Below are 26,127 nucleotides of genomic sequence, written 5' to 3' on the forward strand. Positions count from 1 at the left end.
CGAGCATGCTCACTCCTGCAACACCCGCTTATTGGCCGAAGAATATGACCCGGCTGAGGAACACATAGTCCGCCTCGGTGGCCATCAGCCCGACGAGCACCAACAGACACAACGGTGGAACCAATATCGCGTAGACCAGGGCCAACCGCTCCCAGGCCATGTGCATGAAGATGGAGACGATCAAACCGGCCTTCAGCAGCATGAACGTGATGATCAGGGCCCACCTGAGGTACCCGTGGAAGTGGAAGTAGTCGACCAGATACGACATCGTGCTGAGAACAAATAACAGCCCCCAGATCTTCAGGTACAAACTGATTGGATGTTGCTGAGCTTGGGCATGCGCCATCATTCGCGCTCCTCTACCACAAATAGAAGAAAGCAAAAATAAACACCCACACCAAATCCACGAAGTGCCAATAAAGCCCGGCGATCTCGACATTCTGATAGTTGCCGGAGCGCTCATAATCTCCCCGCAGTACTTTCCTCGCCACGATGCTGAGGTAGATCGCACCGATTGATACATGCAGTCCGTGGAAACCGGTAATCATGAAAAAGCTGGCACCAAATTGCGCCGCGCCCATGGGATTACCCCAAGGCCGCACGCCTTCTGCGATGAGCTTGCTCCATTCAAAGGCCTGCATACTGACGAAAGTCACCCCCAACGCTGCGGTCGCCAGCATCAGCGCCGTGGTTTTCACTCGATCACGGCGATAGGCGAAGTTCACGGCCATGGCCATGGTTCCGCTGCTACTGATCAGCACGAAGGTCATGATGGCGATGAGAATAAGGGGAATTTCCCGACCGCCGATGGTCAACGCAAAAACTTCACTGGGATTGGGCCAGGCGTCGGTGATGGTCATGCGTACCGACATGTAGCCGGTTAAAAAACAGGTGAAGATGAACGTATCGCTGAGCAGGAAGATCCACATCATCGCCTTGCCCCAGGGGACCTGCTTGAACGCGTCCTTATCCGAGGCCCAGTCGCTGGCGATGCCCTGCCATCCCGGTACAGGCGGCGAGAGTGATGGAATGGATGTGCCGGGCTCGGCCGGGGCTTGTGGATTCGATGCCATGGTTGTTCACCTCAGGCCGCAGAACCTGGCGATGGCTTCATAGGTTTGTGGTGGGCTGGCCAGTAGCGCGAAGAGCACGAACCAGAGACCCAGCAGGTAATGCCAATAGGTGGCGCAGAGCTCCACGCTGATACGCAATTTCGGCAGCGGCACGTGGAGCAGAAGCTTGGCGCCGATCCAGCCCCAGGCGATCAACCCGCCCAACAGGTGGAGCCCATGCATGCCAGTCAACAGATAGAAGAAACTGTTGGCCGGGTTACTGGCGACAAAGTAGCCCCAGGCGACAAATTGCTGCCAGACCCAAAGTTGTCCCGCCAGAAAGGCCATGGCAAATACGCCACCCAATGCAAACCCCATAACAGTCGGGCCCGGTCGAGCCTGCCTGACCGCCATGCGTGACCACTGCAGCGCGATGCAACTGCACACCAGAAAAACCGAATTCACCCAGAGTTGCCATGGATTGGCCAACGGCGCCAACGGCTCGGTCAGAGGCAGCCAGTCGGCCATTTGTGAGCGGGCGATAAAGGCAATCAGGAAGAGAAAGAACAACGAACTCACGACAGCCAGAAACAAGCGCAGGCCTGTTTTGGCGATTTGGCTCCTGTCGGCCCTCTCGACGGCCCGAGGCCCTTCAGGACCGCGACTCCAGCTGCCGCCGGGATCTGCGTCGTCGGCGTTTCTCAAAAACAGACTGTTCATGTTTTAGCGTCCGCTTTTGTGGTGCCGCTGCCGGTTTGCCGAAGTTGCTCCAACGCCTCGGCGGAGACCGTTTGCGGAACAAAGTCTTGTTCGATGCCCGGCACACTGTAGTCATAAGGCCAACGATGCACGACCGGCAGCCTCTCGCCCCAGTTCCCGTGTTTGGGTGGAGTGTCCGGCGTTTGCCATTCCAGACTCGCCGCGCCCCAGGGATTACTGCCAGCAGGTTTGCCTTTGAAGACACTCCAGGCCATGTTGAACACGAATAGCAGTTGGGAGACACCGACGGTCAATGCGACCACCGTAATGAAGGCATTCAACTCATGCGCCGATTGCGGTATGAACGCGTAGTTGTCATAGGCGTAGTACCGTCGAGGCATGCCCTGGAAGCCCAGATAATGCATGGGGAAGAAGATGGCGTAGGTGCCCAGAAAAGTTATCCAGAAATGCATCTTGCCCAGGGTGTCGTTAAACATTCGCCCGGTGACTTTCGGGAACCAGTGATAAATACCGCCAAACACCACCAATACCGGCGCGACCCCCATGACCATATGAAAATGTGCGACGACGAAATAGGTGTCCGAGAGCGGAATATCCACAATCACATTGCCGAGAAACAACCCGGTCAGGCCACCCACCAGGAAGGTAATGATGAAAGCCAGGGCAAACAGCATTGGCACGGTCAGATGGATATCGCCCTGCCAAAGTGTCAGTACCCAGTTGTAGACTTTCAGCGCAGTCGGCACTGCAATAATCAGGGTGGTCACGGCGAAGAAAAAGCCGAAGTACGGGTTCATTCCGCTGACATACATATGGTGCGCCCACACCACAAAGCTGAGCACGCCAATCGCAATAATGGCCCAGACCATCATTCGGTAGCCGAAGATGTTCTTGCGCGCATGGGTGCTGATCAGATCGGAAACCAGGCCAAACGCGGGCAATGCAACGATGTAGACCTCCGGGTGGCCGAAGAACCAGAACAAGTGCTGGAACAGGATCGGGCTACCGCCCTGGTGATCCAGCGGCTGCCCCAACGAGATGATCGCCGGCATGAAGAAACTGGTGCCCAAGAGTTTGTCGAACAGCATCATGATTGCACTGACAAACAACGCCGGGAACGCCAGCAAGGCCATGATCGAGGCCATGAAGATGCCCCATACCGAGAGCGGCATGCGAAACAAGGTCATACCGTGCGTACGCGCCTGCAACACCGTGGTGACGTAGTTCAAGCCGCCCATGGTGGCGGCGACAATGAAAATCGCCAGTGAAACGAGCATCAGCACGATGCCCCATTCGACACCGGGTGTTCCTTGAGTAATGGACTGTGGCGGATAAAGCGTCCAGCCCGAACCGGTAGGGCCGCCGGGAACGAAGAAACTGGAGAGCAACACCACGACCGCCAGCAGGTAGAACCAATAACTGAGCATGTTGACGTAGGGAAAAACCATATCGCGGGCGCCCACCATCAGCGGGATCAGGTAGTTACCGAAACCTCCCAGAAACAAGGCCGTCAGCAAGTAAATGACCATGATCATGCCGTGCATGGTCATCGCCTGGTAATACGTACTGGCATCCATGAATGGCAAACTGCCGGGGAAGCCTATTTGCAGGCGCATCAAGTCGGACAACACGATGGCAACAAGCCCCACGAACAGCGCCGTCAATGAATACTGAACGGCGATGACCTTGTGATCCTGACTCCAGATGTATTTGGTCAGGAAACTTTTGGGTTCGTGCAGTGCTTCTGTTTCGGCTTGCTCCGCATAGGCCATCACGTCATCCTCCTGTCGAAGTTTCAGTGCATTCCTGGCTGCTCTACGGCGACTTTCCTGTTGGCGCCTTGCTCGCATCAGTGTCGGCATTGGCTTTGGATTTGATAAAGGCGATCAGCGCGGCCAGCTCCTTATCGCTTGGCTTAAAGACCGGCATGACGGCTGCAAAGCCCTTGACGATTTTGGCACCTGGCTCAAGCACGGACTCTCTCAGATAGCTTTCGTCGGCCTTGATGCTCGTACCGTCGGCGAGGGTGACGGTCGAGCCATAAAGGCCCTGCCAGGTGGGGCCAACGCCTTGCTTGCCATCGACACTGTGGCAGACCAGGCAGCCGAGCGACTGGGCCAGCTGTTGCCCCTGCGCCACCGGGTCCTCGCCCGCGCCGGCAGAGCCTTCATTGCCTTGCTGCGCAGTGCCCAGTGACCTGATCAAGGCAACCAGTGCCCCCAGTTCATCGTCACTGAGAGTATAGGCCACCATGACCGGCGGGTAGCCTTGTACCAGACGGGCCTGCGGCTTGAGAATCGACTCTTTCACGTAGGCCTCATCGACCTGTACGTGGCTGCCATCGGACAGCTGTTCAGTGCGGCCGTACAACCCCTTCCACCCCGGGCCGAGACTGCTGCCGCCATCCTGGCTATGGCAGGCAACGCAGCCGTATTTTTCGGCTAGCTGGCGGCCTTTTTCCACAAGGCTGTCGCGACTGGGCTTGGCCGCTGACGCCAATGTCTGGGCAAAGGTCGGTTGAGTACTCAACCATTGATCGAAAGCGCCCTGCTCTTCGACGATCACTTGACCGCGCATGTTGTAATGGCCGACGCCACAAAACTCGGCACAAAGCACTTCATACTTCCCGGTTTTAGTCGGGGTAAACCAAAAGTACGACACCATCCCCGGTACGATGTCCATCTTGCTGCGGATTTGCGGGATATAGAAATCATGCAGCACATCTTTGGAGCGCAGTAAAACTTTTACCGGCCTATTGAGCGGAAGTCTGACTTCACTGCTGATTATCAGTACATCGTCCTGCCCGGCGGGATCCTTGGGATCGACACCGAGGGGATTGGCCGCATCAACAAACTTGATATCGGACTTTCCCAACTTACCGTCCTGGCCGGGAAAACGATAAGCCCACTGCCACTGCTGGGCGATGACTTCAAGTTCATACGCCTCTTTCGGCGGCCGGATGAAGTCGTTGTAAACAACCAGGCCCGGCGCCAGCATCGCAGCAATACCGATCGAAGTAATGACAATCAACCAGAGTTCCAGTTTTTTACTTTCTGGCTGGTAGTGCGCCCTGACGCCCTCGCGGTGGCGAAAACGCATGATCGCGACGGCCATGAATACCGTAATGGCGACAAAGAATATTCCGCTGATGACCAGCGTAATGAACATTGTGGTGTCGATTGATCCCCAGTTGGACGCTGGGGGTGCTGCATGCCAGGGCGCCAGTAGATGAAAGAGCACGGATGCAATAACGATTAGAATCAAGATAATTGCTATTGCCATTTCTCTTCATCCTATTCCTGTTGCCCATGGGTGATGCGCGCGCATCGCCACTGTCATCCAGGCAGGCCAGGCAAGTACCACCCAGGGTGGCAAAGTCAGTGAAAAGTATAGGTCGGCAAGCGAAACCCGGTTGCCAGCTATACTCAATATCGGATTACCCATGGCAGGGATCGATCGTAAACCGCCGAAAAAAGACGAACCCTGACCAGGCGTAAGAGTCAGACAAGTGATGGCCTTGAGAAGAGGCAAGCGCCACAGAGTCCAGCAGTCCACCACGGAGATTTCGTCATGAGCGCCCTGACGATCGAAGGCTGGTGCAAGCCCCGCGCCGACCAGAAGTCCACCCCAACGGGGGAGATTCACTTTTTCGTCGATGGCCCCCTCCATCAGCGTTTGGAGGAAGCCGAAGAACGCCTGCAGTCGACCCATGAGCGCGAAGCCATGGTCGATGTCGACTTTGATACCCTGGAGTTGAGGGTGCCAGAGGGCTACGGTCCCTTGTCCGACTGCCAGATGCGCGTCTACTTGCACCACGAGCGCGGTCAGTTCCATCTGGTCGGGCACCGAGCGAGCGATGGCAGCCTGATCTATACCAATGCGGTGCTGATTGATCAGCTACTTGATTGAAATGCTGTAAGCCGCGCAAGGATTCTTTGGCAGGCTTGAAAGGACTCAAGACTTCGGATCGTCGTCCTTCCAGGGCGCAGAGAGATAGCGCGTGCGATTGAAAGTCTCCAGCCATTCCGGGCAGAACACCACCAGCGCGCTGACCACCATGCCGTTGATGAACGCCTCGGGAAAAATGATCAGCCACAGGTAACCGATAAAATCTTCCAGCCAGTACGGCATGGCGAAACGTTCGTCGTACCACAACAACGTCAACGACAGCAGCAGGCACAGCAACGCCGACAGCGCCGCCGCGAAGAAACCGGAGCAGAAGATATACACGAACAGATTGCGCGGTTGCGCCCTCTCCACCGCAATCGCGCAACACTCGGTGACCAACACCGGCAGCAAAATCAATAGCGTGCCATTCACGCCCATCGCGACCAAATCCTGACGTCCCAGCAGCACCAGTCCCGCTTGCGCCACCAAACCACCGACGATTGCCAGCGGCCAGTCGAGTAACAGGGTCACTGCTGTCATGCCGATGAAGTGATAGGACACGCCGGTATCGAAATCCCTGCGCACCAACCAGAGTGCAAACAGGGCGAACACCGTGCCGAACAGCAGATGCTGGCGACGGCTATCGCTGAACAACTCCACCCAGGATACCCGCGCAACGGCCCATATCAGCGCTGGCACATAGATCAGCCACCCCAGGGTGAGGGTTTCGGATGACAGCAACTCGGCGCCGATCATGGCGGGGCACACTCCCTTGTCTTGCGCAAAGAAAACAGGCCCTCAGTCTACACCGCCCCTTGCCCGCCCTTCGACTTCACGCCCAGTGCCGGGGATCGTTCATCACCGTTTCATGCTCGGCGAACAACCTGGGCAGTTCGGTCTTGAGAAAATCCACCCAAGTCCTGACCTTCGCATCGAGAAAACGCCGTGACGGATACAACGCGTACACGTTGCGCTGGCGCGGGCGATAAGTCGGTAACAGGCGTAACAAGGTGCCGTCGCTCAAGGGCCGCGTGGCGGTGTAAAACGGAAGCAGGCTGATGCCCATGCCAGCCTCCGAGGCCTTGACCATCGACTCGGCGACGTTGCACTGAAAGGTCATGGCCGGGCTGACGGCGTGCTCGCCCTCTTCGTCCTGAAACAGCCATTGATCGCTGTACAACGGATCGAGCATGCGCAGGCATCGGTGCTCGTTCAGTGCCTGCGGGTTGCCCGGCACGCCACGGCGTTGCAAGTACTCCGGGGACGCGCACGGCACGCTGTATATCTGCCCGAGTGCCTGGGCGACCAATTGCGAATCGGCCAGCTCGTGGGCAATGGAAATCACCACGTCATGTCCTTCTTCCAGAGGATCCGGATTGCGTTGTGACAGGGTCAATTCGAACACCACATCGGGATAAAGCTCGCTATAGCGGGCGATCAGTGGGGTGATCAGCACACCGAGGCCGTTCATGCTGTGCACCCGCAACCGTCCGCTCGGTTTGAGATGGGCGCCGCGAGCCTCCGCCGTCGCCTCCTCCATCTCCTGGAGTATCGACCGGCTGCGTAGAAGCAATCGCTCGCCAGCCTCGGTCAGGCTCAAGCGTCGCGTGGTGCGTTGCAGCAGGCGAGCTTGCACATGCTGCTCCAAATCCGCGACCAGTCGCGACACTTGCGCGGTGGACAATTCCAGCGCATCGGCGGCGGCGGTAAAACTTGCGCAGTCCACCACACGGACGAACACACGCAAGTTGTTAAGCAAATCCATAAGCCTCCCTCGGGCCGTGACTGTTACGTTTTATGTAAGGCTGCATCAGGTGTTCGCCCCTTTATCCGTTGGGGGCAAAGACTAGACTTGAATCATCGAAACCCACACGGAGCACGCCCTGATGAAAACAGTGTTCAGCCTGTTTCTGACCCTCATCGCCACCTCGGCCATGGCCGCTGACAATGAGCCTCTCACTGTCTTGTACAACCCGGCACAACCGCTGGACATCGCCAAAGTGGTGTCCGTGTCGAACACCGCGACGGCGTGTGGCGTCGTGCCGGCGACCATGGTCTATGTCGATCATCAGGGGCAGACCCGCCGGGTGACCTACGAGGTCATGGGCGACTGCACGAGCAACCTCTGATCAGTGGCTCATAGCAGTGTCCAGGTGTAACTGAGGATCAAACGGTTTTCATCGATATCACTGCGGTAGTTGGAACGCGCCATCGCATTGCGCACACGGATACCGAGCCCTTTGAGGCTGCCGCTCTGCAATACGTAACCCAGATCCAGATCGCGCTCGCGGTCCTTGCCTTCAAAGCCCTTGCCGGTATCGACATTGTTGCCCGTGATGTAGCGCACGGTGGTGGTCAGCCCCGGTACGCCGAGGGCCGCAAAATCGTAGTCGTAACGCGCCTGCCAGGAGCGCTCGTCGGTGAAGGCAAATTCATAGGTAGGCACTTCGTTACCCAGTGGCGAGATGTTGGCAAATACCCGGGGGAATGCACTGTCGCCGAACATGCCCTGATAGCCGACATAAAAGGTATGGCCGCCGCGCTTGGCCGACAGCAGGGAGAAGAACGCCTGGTTGTCGATGTTGCCCAGCAGCTTTTTGCCGTCTTCACGGGAATCGAAGTAACCGAGGTTGGCGCCCAGAACCCAGTCACCCATCGGCTCGCTGTGCTTGAAACCGAGGAAACGCTGGTTGTAGATATCCTCCAGTTGCCCGAACCAGGCACTGACCGAACTGCGTTTATCGTTAAAGGCGTAATCGGCGCCGGCGAAGTTGAAGCCATCGCTGCTGACTTGCCGTTGCGGTATATGGCCGAGCATCGCCTGCATCTTCTCGTCACCGGCTTCGTTGCGCAGGCTGGTGCTACTCAAGTGTCCGCCTTGCAAGGTCAGGCCATTGATTTCGTTCGAGCTGATGCTTGCCCCCTGATAGCTCGGTGGCAGCAATCGGATATCACTGAACACCAGCACCGGCAAATTGGGCTGTAACTCCCCCACCTTCAGCTCGGTTTTGGAGTAACGCACCTTCAACGCCCCTTCCAGGCGGCTGTAATCATCCGCCGCACGCCCATCATCTTGCACCGGCAACAAACCGGTATTAACCCGGTCCGGGCTGCTGTCGAGCTTGAGCCCGAGCAGGCCGATGACGTCCACACCAAAACCGACTGGCCCTTGGGTGTAACCGGATTTCACGTTGAGAATGAAACCCTGCGCCCACTCCTCCGCCTTTGACTGCTGATTGGCGCCGACGATGTCGGAGTAGTCCCGACTGAAGTAGTAGTTGCGTGCTTGCAAGGTCGCCGTGGTGTCTTCGATGAAGCCGCCCTCGGCCGCCATCGCACCGCAAGAAAAACTCGAGGCGAGCGCCATGGACAACACTGAACCGGTTGCTGGAAAAATCTGTTTCATCGTTTTTTCTCTTATTGTTATTGATCGACAGGTAGAAGGGCTTTGGCCGCCGTGCTTTCGCTGTGAGGGATGGTTCGACGGGCGTTCAACAGCAGGTGGGTGACCATGCCGAATATCAACCCCCAAAAAGCCGCGGACAGCCCCAACAGCGACATGCCCGACGCTGTTGTCAGGAAGGTCACCAGCGCGGCTTCGCGATCACTGGGCACCGCCATCGCACCTGTCATCGCCCCGGCAATGGCAGCGAACAGCGCCAGCCCGGCCAAGGCCGCGATCAGTTCTTTGGGGAACGCCGAAAACAGTGAAACCAGGGTGGCGCCGAAGATCCCCAGCACCAGGTAACACAGGCCACCCACGACCCCGGCCACATAGCGCTTGCCGGGATCTTCGTGGGCCTCGCGGCCCGTGCAAATGGCCGCGGTGATGGCCGCCAGATTCAACCCATGGCAACCGAACGGTGCCAACAACGCCGTGCCCAGTGCGCTACTGGCGATGATCGGGCCGGCCGGCGCTGCGTAGCCGCTGGCGCGCAACACCGTCATGCCGGGCACGAACTGTCCGGTCAGCGCCACCATCACCAACGGCAAGGCGATGTTCAGCGTTGCGCTCAGGCTGAACGCCGGGGTGATCCACACCGGCGTGGCCAAACCGATCACCAGGGCTTCGCTGTGCAAATCACCGGCGAGAAACGCCATCGAACATCCCACCAGCAGCACCATCACCACCGCATAACGCGGCATCAGCCGTTTGCCTGCCAGATACGTGGCAAACATCGCCAGCACCAGCAACGGCTTGCTCTCCAACGAGACGAACAACCCGGTGCCGAAGCTGAACAGAATCCCAGCCAACATCGCCGCCGCGATGGCCGGGGGCAGCTTGCCGATGATCCGGTCAAAAGCCCCCGACACCCCGACCAGGAAAATGATCAGGCTGCTGACCAGATAAGCCCCCACCGCTTCCGGCATGGAGATCCCCGGCAACAGCGCCACCAGTAATGCAGAGCCCGGCGCCGACCACGCGATGATCACCGGTACGCGATAGCGCAGGCTCAAACCGATGCCCAGTACGGCGCTGCCGATGGAAATCGCCCAGACCCACGACGACAGCACTTCTCGCGACAGGTGTGCGGCGTCGGCGGCCTGGAAAATGATCACCAGGGGACCTGCATAGGAAATCACCGTGGCGATGAATCCGGCGACGGCCGCAGACAGGGAAAAGTCTCGTAATAGCGTGTTCATGAGACCTCGCCAACAGCACTGTCTGGCGACTTGTGAAGCGAGCCCGACAGCGCTTGCCGAGCGCTGATGGCGAACACCGCCATGGCGATGGCCGCCACCGCACCGGGCAAGGCAAACGCCATGAAGTTCAGTTGCAGCGGCAGGTTGATACCGAGCAAGGCACCGCCCAGCAGCGGTCCGACGATCGCACCGTTACGTCCGATCCCTGAAGCCCAACCCAGGCCCGTGGAGCGAATGGTCATGGCGTAGAACTGCGCGGCGCAGGCATACAGCAGGATCTGCGAACCGATGGTGGTGGCGCCGGCAATGGCAATCAGCAGGTACAACACCGGCATCGGGCTGTTGAAGCCCAGCAAGGTGATCGACACGGCTGCCATGGCGAAGAACACTGACAACACGCGCGGCAAGTTGAGCTTGTCACCCAACACGCCACCGCCTACTGCACCGAAGATCGCGCCGAAATTCAGCACCAACAGGAACGACAGGCTCGAGCCCAGGCTGTAGCCGGCGTTGGCCATCAGTTTCGGCAGCCAGGAACTCAAGGCGTAAACCATCAGCAGGCAGCAGAAAAACGCCAGCCACAGCATCAGTGTGCGCAGCGCACGCCCCTCGCGAAACAGTTGCAACACTGGGGTGCCAGTGCCCTTCACTTCGCTCATGTGCAACTGATCGTCGGTCTGCGCGACGTAGGACGGCTCGATTCGTTGCAGAACGCTACGCGCTTCCTGATGACGGCCCTGGCGTAGCATGAAACCTACTGATTCGGGCAGGAAGTACATGATCAGCGGCAACAACAGCAACGGCAGGATCGCCACGTAAAACACCGACTGCCAGCCGAAGCTCGGAATCAGCACAATGCCCAGCCCGGCCGAGAGCATGCCGCCCACCGAGTAACCGCTGAACATGATTGCGACCAGGGTGCTGCGGATTTTCTTCGGCGCGTACTCGTTCATCAGCGCCACGACGTTAGGCATCACACCGCCGATCCCCAGGCCGGCAATGAAACGACAAAGGCCGAATTCCGTGGGGTTTCTGGCGAAACCATTGAGCACCGTGAAGCCACTAAAGAGCATCACGCAGATCGTGATGGCTTTCTTGCGACCGATTTTGTCTGACAGCGGGCCGAAGAACAGGGCCCCAAACATCATGCCGAACAATGCATAACTGCCCAGAGCGCCGGCTTGCAGCGGGCTGAGGCCCCACTCCTTCATCAGCATCGGCAGAACCACGCCGTAGATCACCAGATCGTAACCATCGAAGATGATGATCAGGGCACACCAGAACAGCACCATCCAGTGAAAGCGGTTGAAACGGGCCTTGTCGATAACCTCATGTACATCGATCTTGCGCATGGCGTTTATCTCTTGTTGTTGTTTTTCAGATCGTCGGTAAGACGGCGAACGTCCGTAACGCCGATGCTAGAGGTGCAAGAGGCAGGTCAATATCCGTGCTGCGCAGATCGCTATCCGTTTTGTGCAGAGGGGTTTACGGGTGGGGGCGTCGCGCAAGGATTTGCGGTGGCACGACAAACTGTTTTCTTTGCGATCACATTTGAGCGCTAAGCTTGGGCCTATGGATGACTCAGATTACTTACGCCTGCTGACCATCGCGGCCGAGCAAGCCAATGCGTTCCTGTCCAATGCCCGCAAGTGGGAGCGTGAGCGTTGGGTGTGCCAACGCCTGCTGCAAGGCTTGAACATTCCTTATCGCGCCGATGAGTTCACCCCGGCCGGCGAACCGCCGGATGTGTTGTTTCGCGATGCCAGCTTCGAAGTGTTTTTCGTCCTCGACGAAGGCCGGCGACTCAATGACGAATGGCGCGACGAGCTGCAACGCCGGCGCAGCGCGTTTTCCCTCAGCCAACTGGTACGGCGCGAGGCCAAACCCCGGCGTATCCCGGCCAATGAGTTCCTGCTGCGACTGGCGCCGACCTTGCGCAAAAAAGCGCATAACTACAAAGAGCGCGGGATGGATCTGGGCGAGCTGGACATCATCGCCTTCGCCAGCCTCAAGCGTGAGGTGCTGGACCTCAACAGCCATTTCCCGCCACCCACCGAATACCTTCGCCAAGGCTGGCGCTCACTGTCGTTGGTGGGCCCGACCTTCGCCCGCGTGCTGTTTGCGCACCCGGAGGCACCGGACTTCCTGCGCAGCAACCTGGGGCGCAGCATCGTTTTCGATGTCGGGATCAGCCTGTGAGCCCATTGCAGCAATTGATTGCCGAAGTGCCGCAACAGGGTCGCGTCCGCTGGATCGGCGTGCGCCCGCAATCACGCTCGCCGATGTTCGAACTGGAGGCTGTCGAAGCGCGGCTGGAGGCCGGCCTGACCGGTGATCATGCGCGTCCCGGCACACGAAACGCGCGGCAAGTCACGCTGATTCAATGGGAACACCTGGCCGTGATCAGTGCCCTGATGGGACGCGCTGTCGATCAACCGGTCAGGCCTGAAGATTTGCGGCGCAATCTCGTTATCAGTGGGATCAATCTGTTCAGCCTCAAGGGTCGGCGCTTCCGGATCGGCCAAGCGATTTTCGAAACCACCGGCTGGTGCCAGCCTTGCGCACGCCTTGAAATCAACCTGGGCCGCGGGACTTTCCAGGCCGTGCGCGGGCATGGCGGAATCACCGCCCGAGTGATACAAAGTGGCATCATTCGCCTGGACGACACGGTGAGCGTCGAGCCCATTCCCGAGACCGGCTATGCTCCGTTCATCGTTCGTTGAAACAGCCTGTAGCTTCTACACATTCAGCAACGTCTACCTGACGAGGCCTTTATGACCAGCCGCCTGAACCCAGACGACCAGAAGCATGTCGAAGAGTACCTGCAGTTGTCCCAGCACCGAGTCGAGCGCCGGCCTTTCCGGCCGTGGATGCTCCTGGTGCTGGTGTTGGCAGTGACCATTGGTCTGGGCCTGTTGAGCCGACTTATCAGTTACCTGACGCTATGAGCAGCATTGCGCTCGCGAGGGTAGTTGCACCGATTTCTTTTAGCCTTGCGAGTTATCCCTATGTCCCATCGTATTGTTATTGTCGGCGGCGGCGCCGGCGGTCTGGAGCTGGCTACCCGTCTGGGTAAGACTCTGGGCAAGCGCGGTACGGCCAGCGTGATGCTGGTCGACGCGAACCTGACCCACATCTGGAAGCCGCTGTTGCACGAAGTGGCCGCCGGGTCCCTGAACTCTTCCGAAGACGAACTCAACTATGTCGCCCAGGCGAAATGGAACCACTTCGAGTTCCAGCTGGGGCGCATGAGCGGGCTCGATCGCGCACAGAAGAAAATCCAGCTGGCCGCCACCTATGACGAAGCCGGCCTGGAACTGGTGCCGGCGCGGGAAGTGCCTTACGACACGCTGGTGATTTCCGTCGGCAGCACCACCAACGACTTCGGCACCCAGGGCGCGGCACAGCATTGCCTGTTCCTCGACACCCGCAAACAGGCCGAGCGCTTCCATCAACAACTGCTCAACCACTATCTGCGCGCCCACGCCGGGCAGACCGATCAGGTCGAGAAAATCAGCGTGGCCATCGTTGGCGCCGGTGCCACAGGCGTCGAACTGGCCGCCGAACTGCACAACGCGGCCCATGAACTGGCGGCCTATGGCCTGGACCGGATCAAACCGGAAAACATGCACATCACCCTGATCGAAGCCGGGCCACGGGTACTGCCTGCGCTGCCGGAGCGTATCGGCGGGCCTGTGCATAAAACCCTGGAGAAACTCGGGGTCAACGTCATGACCAACGCGGCGGTCAGCGAAGTGACGACCGATGCCTTGATTACCGCTGACGGCAAAGTCATCAATGCCAGCCTGAAAGTCTGGGCCGCGGGGATTCGCGCGCCGGGTTTCCTCAAGGACATCGATGGCCTGGAAACCAACCGCATCAACCAGCTGCAGGTGCTGCCGACCCTGCAAACCACCCGCGACGAGAACATCTTCGCCTTCGGTGACTGCGCGGCCTGCCCGCAGCCGGGCTCCGACCGCAACGTGCCGCCGCGCGCGCAGGCGGCGCATCAACAAGCGTCGTTGCTGGCCAAATCGCTGAAATTGCGAATCGAAGGCAAGGCGTTGCCAGAGTACAAATACACCGACTACGGCTCGTTGATCTCGCTGTCGCGTTTTTCCGCTGTGGGTAACTTGATGGGCAACCTCACCGGTAGCGTGATGCTCGAGGGCTGGCTGGCGCGGATGTTCTACGTGTCGCTGTACCGCATGCACCAGATGGCGCTGTACGGCTGGTTCCGCACGGCGATGCTGATGCTGGGCAGCAAGATTGGGCGCGGGACTGAGCCGCGCCTGAAACTGCACTAACCCCTGATCATTGTAGGAGCGAGCCTTTGTGGCGAGGGGATTTATCCCCGTTCGATTGCGAAGCAATCGTAAACTGGTCAGCGCATTCTCATTCAAGATTGCGTTGGTCGGGTTTAGGGGCGCTTCGCACCCCAACGGGGATAAATCCCCTCGCCACAACAGGCTCGCTCCTACAGGCTTTCTGTCGAATTTAAACCCGAAACCGCCGCACCATCCCCTGCAACGCATTCGCCAGTTGCGACAGTTCATGGCTTGAAGCACTGGTCTGATCAGCCCCTGCCGCCGAACGCACCGACAAGTCACGAATATTCACCAGATTGCGATCGACCTCACGGGCCACCTGCGCCTGCTCTTCGGCTGCGCTGGCGATCACCAGGTTGCGTTCGTGAATCTCATGCACCGAAGCAGTGATGGTTTGCAGGGCCTGGCCTGCGCGTTCGGCCAATACCAGCGTGCTGGCGGCACGGGAGGCGCTGGCGTTCATGGCGTCGAGAGCCACGCTCGAACCGCTGCGCATGCCTTGGACCATTTGCTCGATTTCCTGGGTCGATTGCTGCGTGCGATAGGCCAGGGCCCGTACTTCATCGGCCACCACCGCAAATCCCCGACCGCTCTCCCCCGCCCGTGCCGCTTCAATCGCTGCGTTGAGCGCCAGCAAATTGGTCTGTTCGGCAATGGCGCGAATCACATCCAGCACCTTGCCAATATCCTGGGACTGATTGGCCAGGGACTGCACCAATTCCCCGGTACTCTGCACCTCATGGGCCAGTGAACGGATGGCACTGGCGGTCTCGCCGACCCGCTCCTGCCCCAAGTGCGCCGATTCACTGGACTGACGAGTGGCATCGGAGGTGGACACCGCGTTGCGCGCGACCTCTTCCACGGCACTGGTCATTTCATTGACAGCCGTGGCCGCCTGTTCAATCTCGTTGTTCTGCTGTTGCAGGCCTTGGGTGCTATCGAGGGTAACAGCGCTCAGCTCATCGGCTGCCGTGGCCAATTGTGTGGCAGAACCGCTGATGCCTTGCAGGGTTTCCCGCAGGTTCTGCTGCATGGCCGCCAACGCCTTGAGCAACCGGCTGACTTCGTCATTGCCATGGGTTTCGATCGGGCGCGTCAGGTCACCCCGGGCCACGTGCTCTGCGGCGTCCACTGCCTCACTCAGCGGGCGCACGATGCTGCGAGTCAGCAACATCGCCAATCCGACGGTCGCCAACGCCGCGAGGGCAATAAACACGCTGACAATGGTGCGCGACGTTTCGTAGTGCTCTTTGGATTTCGCACTTTCTGCCGCGACTTGCTGGGTGAACAGCTGCGCGAGGTCATTGAGTTGCTTGCCGGAGCCGTCGACCACGGTTTTCATGTCCACCAACAACAGCTTGGTCAGTTCGTCGCGGCGCCCTTGCTCGGCCAGGGTGAACGATTGGGCAATGCCGGCTCGATAAGCCGTGAAGGTATTTTTGAACTGGTCATACAAGGCCTTGCCTTCAGCGGTGTTCACCAACTTGTCATAGGCGGCGATTTTTTCGCTCAGTTCCTTGTCTCGGGTGTCCATCTGGCTGCGATATTGCGCGATGTTCGTCGGATCCTGGTCCAGCGCCATGCGCAGGGAGATGGTGCGGATGCGCAGCATGATTTCGCGGATCTCGTCTCCGCCACGAATGCTCGGTAGCCATCGTTTCTCTACCGCCACTTCACTCTCTCGAATGCTCGACATCTGCCCCAGGGCAAAGATACCGAGTAGCGCCACAAGCACCGCAATCACAGCGAAACCCAGCGCGGCACGGGGGGCAATATTCAACTGACGAAGAAACATAACGAGCGCCTTTGTTTTTATTGGCTTGAGTGGAGGGCCATGCCCCGACAGCTCGTTATCGGCAAGTTGTACGATGACTTGAAGTGATCTGCATTTCTTGAGGGCAAAAAAAATCCCCGTATCTTTCGATACGGGGATCTTTCGTATGGTCGGGGTAAGGGGATTCGAACTCCTGACATCCTGCTCCCAAAGCAGGCGCGCTACCGGACTGCGCTATACCCCGGTAAAAAAAAGGCACCTTCGAAAGGCGCCTTCTGCGAACAGAGCTTTTGGCGTCTGATCTTAAGATTCGATTCCAGCGAACTGGTCTCAAAAATGGTGGGTCGTGTGGGATTCGAACCTACGACCAATTGGTTAAAAGCCAACTGCTCTACCAACTGAGCTAACGACCCAAATATGGTCGGGGTAAGGGGATTCGAACTCCTGACATCCTGCTCCCAAAGCAGGCGCGCTACCGGACTGCGCTATACCCCGGTTTGAAATTGGCTCCGTGACCAGGACTCGAACCTGGGACCCAATGATTAACAGTCATTTGCTCTACCGACTGAGCTATCACGGAACTACACATTTCAATTTACAACGGTGAAGCTTTACTGCGTTCTCTTCGACTCGTTCGCATCGCTGCGTTCGTGTGTCTGAGGCGCGCTATTCTACAATCTTAAGCACCTCTGTCAACCCCCTAAATCGCTTTCAAGTTAATGATTTGCAACTTATTTCAGATTCCTGCTTGGGGAGCAGAAACCCTACCGGGTGACTTACTGCGGGGCGCACTTTACAAGCCTTTTCCTTTAAGTTCAACAGCCTGGCGAAAAAAAGGCCTCGCAATGCGAGGCCTTCATTTTACAACCGCCGTTTTGGCTCAGTTGAAAACGATTTCGTCGTTTTCCACAGTGCCTTTCGCCGTATCCCCCGGCATGAAGCGACCGGAAAGAATCAGCTGTGCCAGCGGGTTTTCGATCCAGCGCTGGATCGCACGTTTGAGTGGTCGTGCGCCATACACCGGGTCATACCCGACCGCGATCAGCTTATCCATGGCCTCAGGGCTCAACTCCAGCTTCAGCTCCCGCTCGGTGAGACGACTGCGTAGACGGCTCAACTGGATCTCGGTAATACCGGCGATCTGATCTCGCGCCAACGGCTCGAAGATCACCACTTCGTCGACCCGGTTGATGAACTCCGGACGGAAGTGCGAGGAAATCGCGTCCATCACCGCCGCACGCTGGGCCTCACGATCACCCACCAGTTCCTGAATCTGTACCGAGCCCAGGTTGGAGGTCATGACAATCACGGTGTTCTTGAAGTCCACCGTGCGGCCATGGCTGTCGGTCAGGCGTCCGTCCTCCAGCACTTGCAGCAAGACGTTGAACACGTCCGGATGCGCCTTCTCGACTTCGTCCAGCAGGATCACCGAATACGGCTTGCGACGCACCGCCTCGGTCAGATAACCGCCCTCTTCATAGCCTACGTATCCTGGTGGTGCACCAATCAAGCGAGCCACGGAATGTTTCTCCATGAACTCGGACATGTCGATGCGCACCATCGCTTCCTCGGTATCGAAGAGGAACTCGGCCAGCGCCTTGCACAGCTCGGTTTTACCGACACCGGTCGGCCCAAGGAACATGAACGAACCACTTGGACGATTCGGGTCAGCCAAGCCAGCACGGGAACGCCGCACCGCGTTGGACACCGCCACCACCGCCTCTTCCTGGCCAATCACACGCTGGTGCAACAGGCTTTCCATCTTCATCAGTTTTTCGCGTTCGCCTTCGAGCATTTTCGACACGGGGATACCGGTCCACTTCGAAACGACTTCGGCGATTTCCTCTTCAGTCACTTTGCTGCGCAACAACTGGTTTTCGCTCTTGCCATGCTGGTCGACCATTTGCAGGCTGCGCTCCAAGTCCGGGATGACCCCGTACTGCAGCTCGGCCATGCGGTTCAGGTCGCCTTTGCGGCGCGCGGTTTCCAGCTCCTGACGGGACTGTTCGATTTTCTGCTGGATCTGCGCCGATCCCTGAACCTCGGCTTTTTCCGAGTTCCAGATTTCTTCGAGATCCGAATACTCACGCTCATGACGAGCGATTTCTTCCTGCAGCTTTTCCAGACGTTTCTTCGCCGCGTCGTCGCTTTCTTTTTTCAGCGCCTGGGATTCCACCTTCAGCTGAATCAGACGACGTTCCAGACGATCCAGCACTTCTGGTTTGGAGTCGATCTCCATACGGATGCGGCTGGCGGCCTCATCGATCAGGTCGATGGCCTTGTCCGGCAACTGACGATCAGTAATGTAGCGATGGCTGAGCTTGGCCGCCGCGATGATCGCACCGTCGGTAATCGCCACCTTGTGGTGAACCTCATAGCGCTCTTTCAGGCCACGCAGGATTGCGATGGTGTCTTCTTCGCTGGGCTCATCCACCAGCACTTTCTGGAAGCGCCGTTCTAGGGCCGCATCCTTCTCAATGTATTGGCGATACTCGTTGAGCGTGGTCGCACCGACGCAATGCAGCTCACCGCGGGCCAAGGCCGGCTTGAGCATGTTGCCTGCGTCCATCGAGCCTTCGCCCTTACCGGCGCCGACCATGGTGTGCAGCTCGTCGATGAACAGAATGATCTGCCCTTCCTGCTTGGACAGTTCATTGAGCAGTGCTTTGAGCCGCTCTTCGAACTCGCCCCGATACTTGGCACCGGCAATCAACGCCCCCATGTCCAGGGACAACAGGCGCTTGCCTTTGAGGCCGTCCGGCACTTCACCGTTGATGATGCGCTGGGCCAAGCCTTCGGCAATGGCGGTTTTACCTACGCCAGGTTCACCGATCAGCACCGGGTTGTTTTTGGTACGACGTTGCAGGACCTGGATGGTCCGGCGAATTTCGTCGTCACGGCCGATCACCGGATCGAGCTTGCCGTCTTCGGCGCGCTTGGTCAGGTCGACGGTGTATTTATCCAGCGCCTGACGCGCCTCCTCGTGGTTGGGGTCGTTTACCGCCTCGCCACCACGCAGGTTATTAATCGCATTTTCCAGGGCTTTCTTGCTCACGCCTTGGCCAAGCAACAGCTTGCCGAGCTTGCTGTTCTCGTCCATGGCGGCGAGCAATACCAACTCACTGGAAATGAACTGATCGCCCTTCTGCTGGGCCAGGCGATCGGCCTGGTTGAGCAGGCGCGCCAGATCCTGCGACATGTTCACGTCGCCGGTTGGATTCTGGATTTTCGGCAGCTGGTCGAGCTCTTTGGTCAGCTCTTTACGCAGGCTGTTGACGTCAAAGCCCACTTGCATCAGCAGGGGCTTGATCGAGCCGCCCTGCTGTTCAAGCAAGGCTTGCATCAAGTGCGCCGGTTCAATGGCCGGATGATCGTGGCCGACAGCCAGGGATTGGGCATCGGACAACGCTAACTGCAATTTGCTGGTTAAACGGTCTATACGCATGGGTCACCTTCCTTTTGAGCAGGCCGGACCTATAAAACATCCTGAATGAAGAAACCTGCCAGATAGCACAATAGATGTGGTCGATTCTGGGAGTTTCAAGCGTCTTGACGTTGATGCAGGTCAGGCAAGTCTAGCGTTCGAGCCAGATCAAGGAGGCGAATCGGCCGGTACGGGGCGCACGGCGATAAGAAAAGAAACGTGGGTCAGTCACGGTGCAGAAACCGCCACCATAAACAGCGGTGACGCCACGAGCAGCCAGACGCAAACGCGCCAGCCTATAGATGTCGGCCATGAACTTGCCTTCGTTTTGACTCGGCACAAAGGCTTCGGCAGCCTCAGGCAATTGCTCAACGAAGGTTTCGCGCACTTCGGGGCCGACTTCAAAGGCTTGCGGGCCAATGGCCGGGCCAAGCCAGACCAGTACATCGCAAGGTGCTACGGCCAGGCTGTCGAGGGTCGCTTCCAGCACACCCGCCGCCAACCCGCGCCAACCGGCGTGAGCCGCTGCCACGCGAGTGCCGGCGCGGTCGCAAAACAGCGCGGGCAGGCAATCGGCAGTCATCGACGCGCAGGCGATCCCCGGGGTAGACGTCCAGCTGGCGTCGGCGGTGACGACTTGGCTCGGATCGGCATGAGCCACGACAATACCGTGGACCTGTTGCAGCCAAGCCGGCTGAATAGCGAAGTGATCGGTGAGGCGACGGCGGTTTTCGGCAACCGCCTCGGGACTGTCGTCGACATGATCGCCAAGATTGAGGCTGTCGAACGGCGCGAGGCTGACGCCGCCCGCACGGGTGGTTACGCAGGCTTTGACCCCAGCCGGCGCGGGCCAGTCAGGAATCAGCCAGTCACTCATCCGACGAATGCCTCGCGGTCTTGCTTGAGCAGGGTCAGCAACCAGACGAAGTCTTCCGGCAGCGGCGACTCCCAGCTCATGCGTTTACCGGTGGTCGGGTGATCCAGCTCCAGGAACCGCGCATGCAGCGCCTGACGCGGGAAGTTCTTCAGCGACTCGACCATGGTCGGGTTCGCCGCCGGCGGGATACGGAAACGACCGCCATAAGCAGGATCACCGACCAACGGGAAGTTGATGTGCGCCATGTGCACTCGAATCTGGTGGGTACGACCGGTTTCCAGTTTCACCCGCACATGCGTATGGGAGCGGAAACGCTCGAGCACGCGGTAATGGCTGACGGCTTGCTTGCCACCTTCCATCACGGCCATGCGCTGGCGTTGCTGGCCATGGCGACCGATCGGCGCGTTGATCTTGCCGCCAGCGGTCACGACACCGATCACGATGCACTCATAGATTCGGCTGACACTGCGGCTCTGCAGCTGTGCAACCAGCTGCGTCTGCGCTTGAATGGTCTTGGCCACCACCATCAGACCGGTGGTGTCCTTGTCCAGACGATGCACGATACCGGCGCGGGGCACATTGACGATGTCCGGTACGTGATGCAGCAAGGCGTTGAGCAAGGTGCCATCAGCATGGCCGGCGGCCGGATGCACCACCAGGCCCGCTGGCTTGTTGATCACCAGGATATCGTCGTCTTCGTAGACGATGTCCAGGGCGATGTCTTGAGCAACCCATTCGCCCTGAGCTTCCTGCTCGGCAGTGAGTTCAAGGATGGCGCCACCGTGAACGATGTCTCGCGGGCGGATAACCGCCCCATCCACAGTCAGGCGGCCGTCTTTGATCCAGGCGGAAAGGCGCGAGCGCGAGTGCTCAGCGAATAATTGTGCGGCGACTTGATCGAGGCGTTGGCCGCCCAATTCGGACGGCACCTCTGCGCGGAGTTCAATTTTATCGGACATGCTCAGACTAGGCGTCGGCACAGCCTTTGGTTTCGGCTGCGCGCTTGTGGTTAAATACGGCGTCTTTTGCCCCGAGGCTATTCAACGGGGCGCTCATCATAACAGGACGGCCACGCCCAAGACAGCGGCCGTCATAGGGACGCAAGCCGCCATGCAAGTGAAACACCTGCTGCTGATCGCCATCCTCGCATTGACCGCTGCTTGCTCATCGAAGGAAGTCGTAGACGAAAACCTGAGTGAAGTCGAGTTGTACCAACAGGCTCAAACTGATCTGGACAACAACAGCTACAACAGCGCCACCGCCAAGCTGAAGGCTCTGGAATCGCGTTATCCGTTCGGTCGTTATGCCGATCAGGCGCAGCTGGAACTCATCTACGCCAACTACAAAAATACTGAGCCTGAGGCTGCAAAAGCCGCTGCCGAGCGTTTCATTCGCCTGCACCCTCAGCACCCGAACGTCGATTACGCCTACTACCTCAAGGGCCTGACTTCTTTCGACCAGGACGTCGGCCTGCTGTCGCGTTTCCTGCCGCTGGACATGACCAAGCGTGACCCTGGCGCCGCTCGCGACTCCTACAACGAGTTCGCCCAACTGACCAGCCGCTTCCCCAACAGCCGGTACTCGCCAGACGCCAAGCAGCGCATGATCTACCTGCGCAACCTGCTGGCGGCCTACGAAATTCACGTTGCCGACTACTACCTGACCCGCCAGGCCTATGTCGCCGCTGCGAACCGTGGCCGTTACGTGGTGGAAAACTTCCAGGAAACCCCTTCGGTCGGCGACGGCCTGGCGGTGATGACCGAGGCCTATCAGCGCCTGCACCTGGATGACCTGGCTGCCACCAGCCTCGAAACCCTGAAGCTCAACTACCCGAACCACCCAAGCCTGGTGGACGGTCAGTTCGTACCGTCCGTCGCCGAAGCCGACAACCGTTCGTGGCTGAGCAAGGTCACCCTAGGCCTGATCGAATCCCGTCCGCCACTGCCGCCGGGAGAAACCCGCGCCAATCAGGACGTGCAGAAGCAGTTCCAGGACGCCAAGGACGCGATTCCGGCCGAGCTCAAGCCTAAAAATTCGGACGGTGACGTGATCCAAGAAGAAGACCACGAAGCAGAAGGCAACAACCAAGACCGTTCGTGGTTCAGCTACATGACCTTCGGCGTATTCGACTGATACGACCCGATGTACGAAAAAGGGAGGCTTTCGAGCCTCCCTTTTTGTTGCGCCTTTTTTGTAGCGCGCATTGGCGCTGTGCGCCCGTCATGACCTTGGCTAAACTGCCGGTTCATCAACCAAAAAGCCGCTCACCATGCTTCGTTTATTATTCTGGATTGCTGTGATTGCCGCCGCCGTATGGTTCTGGCGCAAGTACAAGGGTCAGACCGCCGTACCCAAGTCCCCTGCCGAGCTGGAAGCGGCTCCAATGGTCCGCTGCGCCCATTGCGGCGTGCACCTGCCCCGTGATCGGGCGGTGAGCTTTCAACAACAGTGGTATTGCAGCCAGGCTCATCTAGAGCAAGGCCCCGGCTCCAGTGATCGCTGAGACGTCCAGTCACGGCGCCAAACAGGCCCAGCGACTGCTGCGCCTTTATCATCTCTACCGCTTGAGTGTCGGCATCACCCTGGTGCTGCTGATCTCCAGCAACATGGACAACCGGCTGCTGACGTCAGCCGATGACGACCTGCTGCGTGGCGGCAGCTGGTTGTACCTCGTACTGAATATTCTGCTGGTGGTCTTCTTCGAGAGCACCCGCCGTCCGGCACAACTGTTCGGTCTGGCGCTACTCGACGTCTTGCTGCTCTGCGTCCTGTTTTACGCTGGCGGCGGGGTGGCCAGCGCCATGGGCAACTTGCTGATCGTGTCGGTGGCCATTAGCAATACGCTGCTGCGAAGGCGCATCGGCCTGCTGATTGCTGCCCTCGGCGCTCTTGGCATCGTCGGTTCGAGTCTCCTGCTGAGTTTCAGCCATCCCCCCAACCCCAATGACTATTTGCAGATCGGAACCCTGGGCGTCCTGTGCTTTGCTGCGGCGTTGTTAGTGCAAGGCCTGGCCCGGCGCCTTGAGGTGAGCGAAACCCTCGCCGAGCAGAAGGCCAGTGAAGTCGTCGGTCTGGAAGCACTCAACGCCCTGATCCTGCAACGCATGCGCACCGGCATTCTGGTACTCGACGAACAGCGGCGCGTGCAACTGGCCAATCACAGTGCCTTGTCATTGCTCGGCTGCCGCACCCTCGAGGGTTGCCTGATCGACGACCACGTCCCTGCCCTCGTTGATCGCCTGCACGCGTGGCTCAGTAATCCGACGCTGCGCCCGCAAAGTCTGAAAGTCGCCAGCAGCGGCGTGGAACTGCAGCCCAGCTTCATTGCACTGGACCCAAGTCCCCAGCACCAAACCCTGGTGTTTCTTGAAGACCTCGCCCAGATTGCCCAGCAGGCCCAGCAGTTGAAACTTGCGGCCCTTGGGCGCCTGACCGCCGGTATCGCCCATGAAATCCGTAACCCACTGGGCGCCATCAGTCATGCCGCGCAGCTATTGCGAGAATCCGAGGAACTGAACCGCGCCGATCACCGTCTGACGCAGATCATTCAAGACCACTCTCAGCGCATGAATCGGATAATCGAAAACGTCCTGCAACTGTCCCGCCGCCAGCAAACCGTGCCGCAACGACTGGACCTCAAGCCATGGCTGGAACAGTTCGTCAGCGAAATCCGCGAGGGTGCGACCGAGCGTCAGCAGATTCATTTGCACATCGCTCCCGGAGACTTCAAGACCTTGATGGATCCGAACCAACTGAATCAGATTCTCGATAATCTGATTCGCAATGCCTGGCGTCACAGCGGCCAGAGTCGCGATCAGGCACAAGTCTGGCTTGAGTTGTTTATCGATCCCGATAGCCAATTACCCATCCTCGAGATCCTCGACGACGGCTCCGGCGTGGCCCCGGATCATCAAGCGCAACTGTTCGAGCCCTTCTTCACCACCAGCCACCAGGGCACTGGCCTGGGGCTTTATCTGTCCCGTGAGCTGTGCGAAAGCAATCAGGCCCGCCTAGACTTCAAACCACGCCAAGGCGGCGGCTGCTTTCGTATCACCTTTGCTCACGGACGGAAACAAAGTTGAATATGAGCCCACGGCAAAAGGTCCTGATCGTCGACGACGAACCAGACATCCGCGAACTCCTGGAAATCACCCTCGGTCGGATGAAGCTCGATACCTGGAGCGCCCGCAATGTTGCCGAGGCTCTGGCCTTGTTGAGGCGCGAGACATTCGATCTGTGCCTGACCGACATGCGCTTGCCGGATGGCACGGGGCTTGAACTGGTCCAGCACATCCAACAACGTTACCCGCAAGTTCCAGTGGCCATGATCACCGCCTATGGCAACGTCGACACGGCGATCAGTGCGCTCAAGGCCGGCGCCTTCGACTTCCTGAGCAAGCCGGTGGACCTCACTCGCCTGCGAGAGCTGGTCACCAGCGCCTTGCTGCTGCCCGCCCCCGGCATTGCCATCGATCGTCGCTTGCTCGGCGATTCACCGCCCATGCGCAGCCTGCGCAAACAGATCGATAAGCTGGCACGTAGCCAGGCGCCGGTTTATATCAGCGGAGAATCCGGTAGCGGCAAGGAACTGGTCGCACGCCTGATCCATGACCGCGGGCCACGCGCCAATCAACCCTTTGTCCCGGTCAATTGCGGAGCCATTCCTTCCGAGCTGATGGAAAGCGAATTTTTCGGCCACCGCAAAGGCAGCTTCAGCGGTGCCATCGAAGACAAGCCAGGACTGTTCCAGGCCGCCCATGGCGGCACCCTGTTCCTTGACGAAGTGGCTGACCTGCCATTGCCGATGCAGGTCAAACTGCTGAGGGCGATTCAGGAAAAAGCCGTACGCAGCGTCGGCGGGCAACAGGAAATGGTGGTCGATGTACGCATCCTTTGCGCCACCCACAAAGACCTTGCGGCCGAAGTCACCGCCGAGCGCTTTCGCCAGGATTTGTACTACCGATTGAACGTGATCGAGCTGCGGGTGCCGCCCTTGCGCGAACGCCGCGACGATATCGAACCGCTGGCCAGCCATGTGCTCAAACGCCTGGCTGCCGATACCGGTCAACCCATGGCAAAACTCCACCCTCAAGCCCTCGATGCGCTGAAAAGCTACCGCTTCCCAGGCAATGTGCGGGAGCTGGAGAACATGCTCGAACGGGCGCACACGCTGTGTGAAAACAAACAGATCGAAGCCGCAGACTTGCGCCTGGCTGAAGGCAACTGTGCTGCCGAGGGCGGTGTGCCTGACCTCACGCAGATCGACAATCTGGAGGCTTACCTGGAAAACGTCGAGCGCCAGCTCATTCTCCAGGCGCTGGAGGAAACGCGCTGGAACCGCACGGCGGCGGCTCAGCGGTTGAATTTGTCATTTAGGTCGATGCGTTACAGGCTGAAAAAATTGGGCCTGGATTGACGTT

At 58.8% G+C, this 26,127-nt stretch carries 24 protein-coding genes, 4 tRNA genes and 1 pseudogene; 10 read left to right on the plus strand and 19 right to left on the minus strand.

Annotated features, from left to right (window positions below; translation table 11 throughout):
- Positions 1–28 precede the first annotated feature (28 nt).
- From ABTV22_RS25605 to ABTV22_RS25625, 5 genes are read right to left on the minus strand one after another with little or no spacing between them, the layout of a single operon-like run.
- Positions 29–346 carry a cytochrome C oxidase subunit IV family protein gene (locus ABTV22_RS25605; protein WP_433741511.1) on the minus strand — a complete coding sequence of 106 codons (318 nt, stop codon included), beginning with the start codon at positions 344–346 and terminating at the stop codon, positions 29–31.
- A 13-nt stretch (positions 347–359) separates the two neighbouring features.
- Positions 360–1,073, minus strand: coding sequence for a heme-copper oxidase subunit III family protein (locus ABTV22_RS25610; protein ID WP_433737168.1), 714 nt, complete (start codon positions 1,071–1,073; stop codon positions 360–362).
- 6 nt (positions 1,074–1,079) lie between these two features.
- Positions 1,080–1,772 carry a cytochrome c oxidase subunit 3 gene (locus ABTV22_RS25615; protein WP_433737169.1) on the minus strand — a complete coding sequence of 231 codons (693 nt, stop codon included), beginning with the start codon at positions 1,770–1,772 and terminating at the stop codon, positions 1,080–1,082.
- The gene (gene ctaD, locus ABTV22_RS25620; protein WP_433741513.1) at positions 1,769–3,544 is read right to left on the minus strand and encodes a cytochrome c oxidase subunit I; all 1,776 of its coding nucleotides are present in this window, start codon (positions 3,542–3,544) and stop codon (positions 1,769–1,771) included. The genes ABTV22_RS25615 and ctaD overlap by 4 nt, the downstream gene beginning before the upstream one ends.
- Positions 3,545–3,587: 43 nt before the next feature.
- Positions 3,588–5,054, minus strand: a complete 1,467-nt coding sequence (locus tag ABTV22_RS25625; protein ID WP_433737170.1) for a c-type cytochrome — start codon at positions 5,052–5,054, stop codon at positions 3,588–3,590.
- A 288-nt stretch (positions 5,055–5,342) separates the two neighbouring features.
- On the opposite strand from ABTV22_RS25625, the gene ABTV22_RS25630 reads away from it, so the two are divergent.
- Positions 5,343–5,681, plus strand: a complete 339-nt coding sequence (locus ABTV22_RS25630; protein WP_433737171.1) for a hypothetical protein — start codon at positions 5,343–5,345, stop codon at positions 5,679–5,681.
- Positions 5,682–5,726: 45 nt separating this feature from the next.
- On the opposite strand, the gene ABTV22_RS25635 is transcribed toward ABTV22_RS25630, so the two are convergent.
- Both ABTV22_RS25635 and ABTV22_RS25640 read right to left on the minus strand, forming a co-directional pair.
- A complete protein-coding gene (locus ABTV22_RS25635) occupies positions 5,727–6,416 on the minus strand; it encodes an energy-coupling factor ABC transporter permease (protein WP_433737172.1) in 690 nt (229 codons plus the stop codon).
- 76 nt (positions 6,417–6,492) lie between these two features.
- Complete coding sequence (locus tag ABTV22_RS25640; RefSeq protein WP_433737173.1) at positions 6,493–7,425, minus strand: LysR family transcriptional regulator; 933 nt, start codon at positions 7,423–7,425, stop codon at positions 6,493–6,495.
- Positions 7,426–7,546: 121 nt separating this feature from the next.
- On the opposite strand from ABTV22_RS25640, the gene ABTV22_RS25645 reads away from it, so the two are divergent.
- Positions 7,547–7,789, plus strand: a complete 243-nt coding sequence (locus ABTV22_RS25645) for a DUF2790 domain-containing protein (RefSeq protein WP_433737174.1) — start codon at positions 7,547–7,549, stop codon at positions 7,787–7,789.
- Positions 7,790–7,797: 8 nt separating this feature from the next.
- Here ABTV22_RS25645 and ABTV22_RS25650 read toward each other — a convergent pair whose 3' ends face one another.
- Genes ABTV22_RS25650 through ABTV22_RS25660 form a run of 3 tightly spaced genes read right to left on the minus strand, consistent with a single transcriptional unit; the run spans position 7,798 to position 11,656 of the window.
- Positions 7,798–9,066, minus strand: a complete 1,269-nt coding sequence (locus ABTV22_RS25650) for an OprD family porin (protein ID WP_433737175.1) — start codon at positions 9,064–9,066, stop codon at positions 7,798–7,800.
- A 17-nt stretch (positions 9,067–9,083) separates the two neighbouring features.
- A complete protein-coding gene (locus ABTV22_RS25655) occupies positions 9,084–10,304 on the minus strand; it encodes a benzoate/H(+) symporter BenE family transporter (RefSeq protein ID WP_433737176.1) in 1,221 nt (406 codons plus the stop codon).
- Positions 10,301–11,656, minus strand: a complete 1,356-nt coding sequence (locus ABTV22_RS25660; RefSeq protein ID WP_433737177.1) for an aromatic acid/H+ symport family MFS transporter — start codon at positions 11,654–11,656, stop codon at positions 10,301–10,303. Before ABTV22_RS25660 ends, ABTV22_RS25655 begins: the two co-directional genes overlap by 4 nt.
- Before the next feature lie 220 nt (positions 11,657–11,876).
- On the opposite strand from ABTV22_RS25660, the gene ABTV22_RS25665 reads away from it, so the two are divergent.
- From ABTV22_RS25665 to ABTV22_RS25680, 4 genes are read left to right on the plus strand one after another with little or no spacing between them, the layout of a single operon-like run.
- A complete protein-coding gene (locus tag ABTV22_RS25665) occupies positions 11,877–12,503 on the plus strand; it encodes a DUF1780 domain-containing protein (RefSeq protein ID WP_433737178.1) in 627 nt (208 codons plus the stop codon).
- Positions 12,500–13,027, plus strand: a complete 528-nt coding sequence (locus tag ABTV22_RS25670; RefSeq protein ID WP_433737179.1) for an MOSC domain-containing protein — start codon at positions 12,500–12,502, stop codon at positions 13,025–13,027. Before ABTV22_RS25665 ends, ABTV22_RS25670 begins: the two co-directional genes overlap by 4 nt.
- Before the next feature lie 51 nt (positions 13,028–13,078).
- Positions 13,079–13,252 carry a DUF3094 family protein gene (locus ABTV22_RS25675; protein ID WP_007996394.1) on the plus strand — a complete coding sequence of 58 codons (174 nt, stop codon included), beginning with the start codon at positions 13,079–13,081 and terminating at the stop codon, positions 13,250–13,252.
- Between the two features lie 60 nt (positions 13,253–13,312).
- A complete protein-coding gene (locus ABTV22_RS25680; RefSeq protein ID WP_433737180.1) occupies positions 13,313–14,611 on the plus strand; it encodes an NAD(P)/FAD-dependent oxidoreductase in 1,299 nt (432 codons plus the stop codon).
- A gap of 190 nt (positions 14,612–14,801) precedes the next feature.
- Here the strand turns inward: ABTV22_RS25680 and ABTV22_RS25685 are convergent, their stop codons facing one another.
- The 9 genes and pseudogenes from ABTV22_RS25685 to rluD all read right to left on the minus strand — a co-directional run bounded on the left by ABTV22_RS25685 (position 14,802) and on the right by rluD (position 21,666).
- Positions 14,802–15,665, minus strand: a complete 864-nt coding sequence (locus tag ABTV22_RS25685) for a methyl-accepting chemotaxis protein (protein ID WP_433741514.1) — start codon at positions 15,663–15,665, stop codon at positions 14,802–14,804.
- 39 nt (positions 15,666–15,704) lie between these two features.
- Positions 15,705–16,427 (minus strand): annotated as a pseudogene (locus tag ABTV22_RS25690) (MCP four helix bundle domain-containing protein); the annotation flags it as partial.
- A 146-nt stretch (positions 16,428–16,573) separates the two neighbouring features.
- Positions 16,574–16,650, minus strand: a tRNA-Pro gene (locus ABTV22_RS25695).
- Positions 16,651–16,743: 93 nt separating this feature from the next.
- Positions 16,744–16,819 (minus strand) — tRNA-Lys (locus ABTV22_RS25700).
- Positions 16,820–16,824: 5 nt separating this feature from the next.
- Positions 16,825–16,901 (minus strand) — tRNA-Pro (locus ABTV22_RS25705).
- Positions 16,902–16,910: 9 nt separating this feature from the next.
- Positions 16,911–16,986: transfer RNA gene (locus ABTV22_RS25710), tRNA-Asn, on the minus strand.
- 300 nt (positions 16,987–17,286) lie between these two features.
- Complete coding sequence (gene clpB, locus ABTV22_RS25715) at positions 17,287–19,851, minus strand: ATP-dependent chaperone ClpB (RefSeq protein ID WP_433737181.1); 2,565 nt, start codon at positions 19,849–19,851, stop codon at positions 17,287–17,289.
- Between the two features lie 130 nt (positions 19,852–19,981).
- Positions 19,982–20,707, minus strand: coding sequence for a peptidoglycan editing factor PgeF (pgeF, locus tag ABTV22_RS25720; protein ID WP_433737182.1), 726 nt, complete (start codon positions 20,705–20,707; stop codon positions 19,982–19,984).
- Complete coding sequence (gene rluD, locus ABTV22_RS25725; RefSeq protein WP_175390432.1) at positions 20,704–21,666, minus strand: 23S rRNA pseudouridine(1911/1915/1917) synthase RluD; 963 nt, start codon at positions 21,664–21,666, stop codon at positions 20,704–20,706. Before rluD ends, pgeF begins: the two co-directional genes overlap by 4 nt.
- Before the next feature lie 151 nt (positions 21,667–21,817).
- Here rluD and ABTV22_RS25730 point away from each other — a divergent pair, with 151 nt between their 5' ends.
- The 4 genes from ABTV22_RS25730 (at position 21,818) to ABTV22_RS25745 (ending at position 26,123) form a co-directional block, all read left to right on the plus strand.
- Positions 21,818–22,840: an outer membrane protein assembly factor BamD gene (locus ABTV22_RS25730; RefSeq protein WP_433737183.1), complete on the plus strand. Its 1,023-nt coding sequence runs from the start codon at positions 21,818–21,820 to the stop codon at positions 22,838–22,840.
- A 136-nt stretch (positions 22,841–22,976) separates the two neighbouring features.
- Positions 22,977–23,210 (plus strand): PP0621 family protein, encoded by a 234-nt coding sequence (locus ABTV22_RS25735; protein WP_433737184.1) that lies wholly within the window; start codon positions 22,977–22,979, stop codon positions 23,208–23,210.
- Complete coding sequence (locus ABTV22_RS25740) at positions 23,200–24,789, plus strand: sensor histidine kinase (protein ID WP_433737185.1); 1,590 nt, start codon at positions 23,200–23,202, stop codon at positions 24,787–24,789. The genes ABTV22_RS25735 and ABTV22_RS25740 overlap by 11 nt, the downstream gene beginning before the upstream one ends.
- A gap of 2 nt (positions 24,790–24,791) precedes the next feature.
- Positions 24,792–26,123: a sigma-54-dependent transcriptional regulator gene (locus tag ABTV22_RS25745; protein WP_433737186.1), complete on the plus strand. Its 1,332-nt coding sequence runs from the start codon at positions 24,792–24,794 to the stop codon at positions 26,121–26,123.
- Positions 26,124–26,127 lie beyond the last annotated feature (4 nt).

This window comes from Pseudomonas putida (assembly GCF_050990305.1).
GTDB classification, from domain to species: Bacteria; Pseudomonadota; Gammaproteobacteria; order Pseudomonadales; family Pseudomonadaceae; genus Aquipseudomonas; species Aquipseudomonas putida_AH.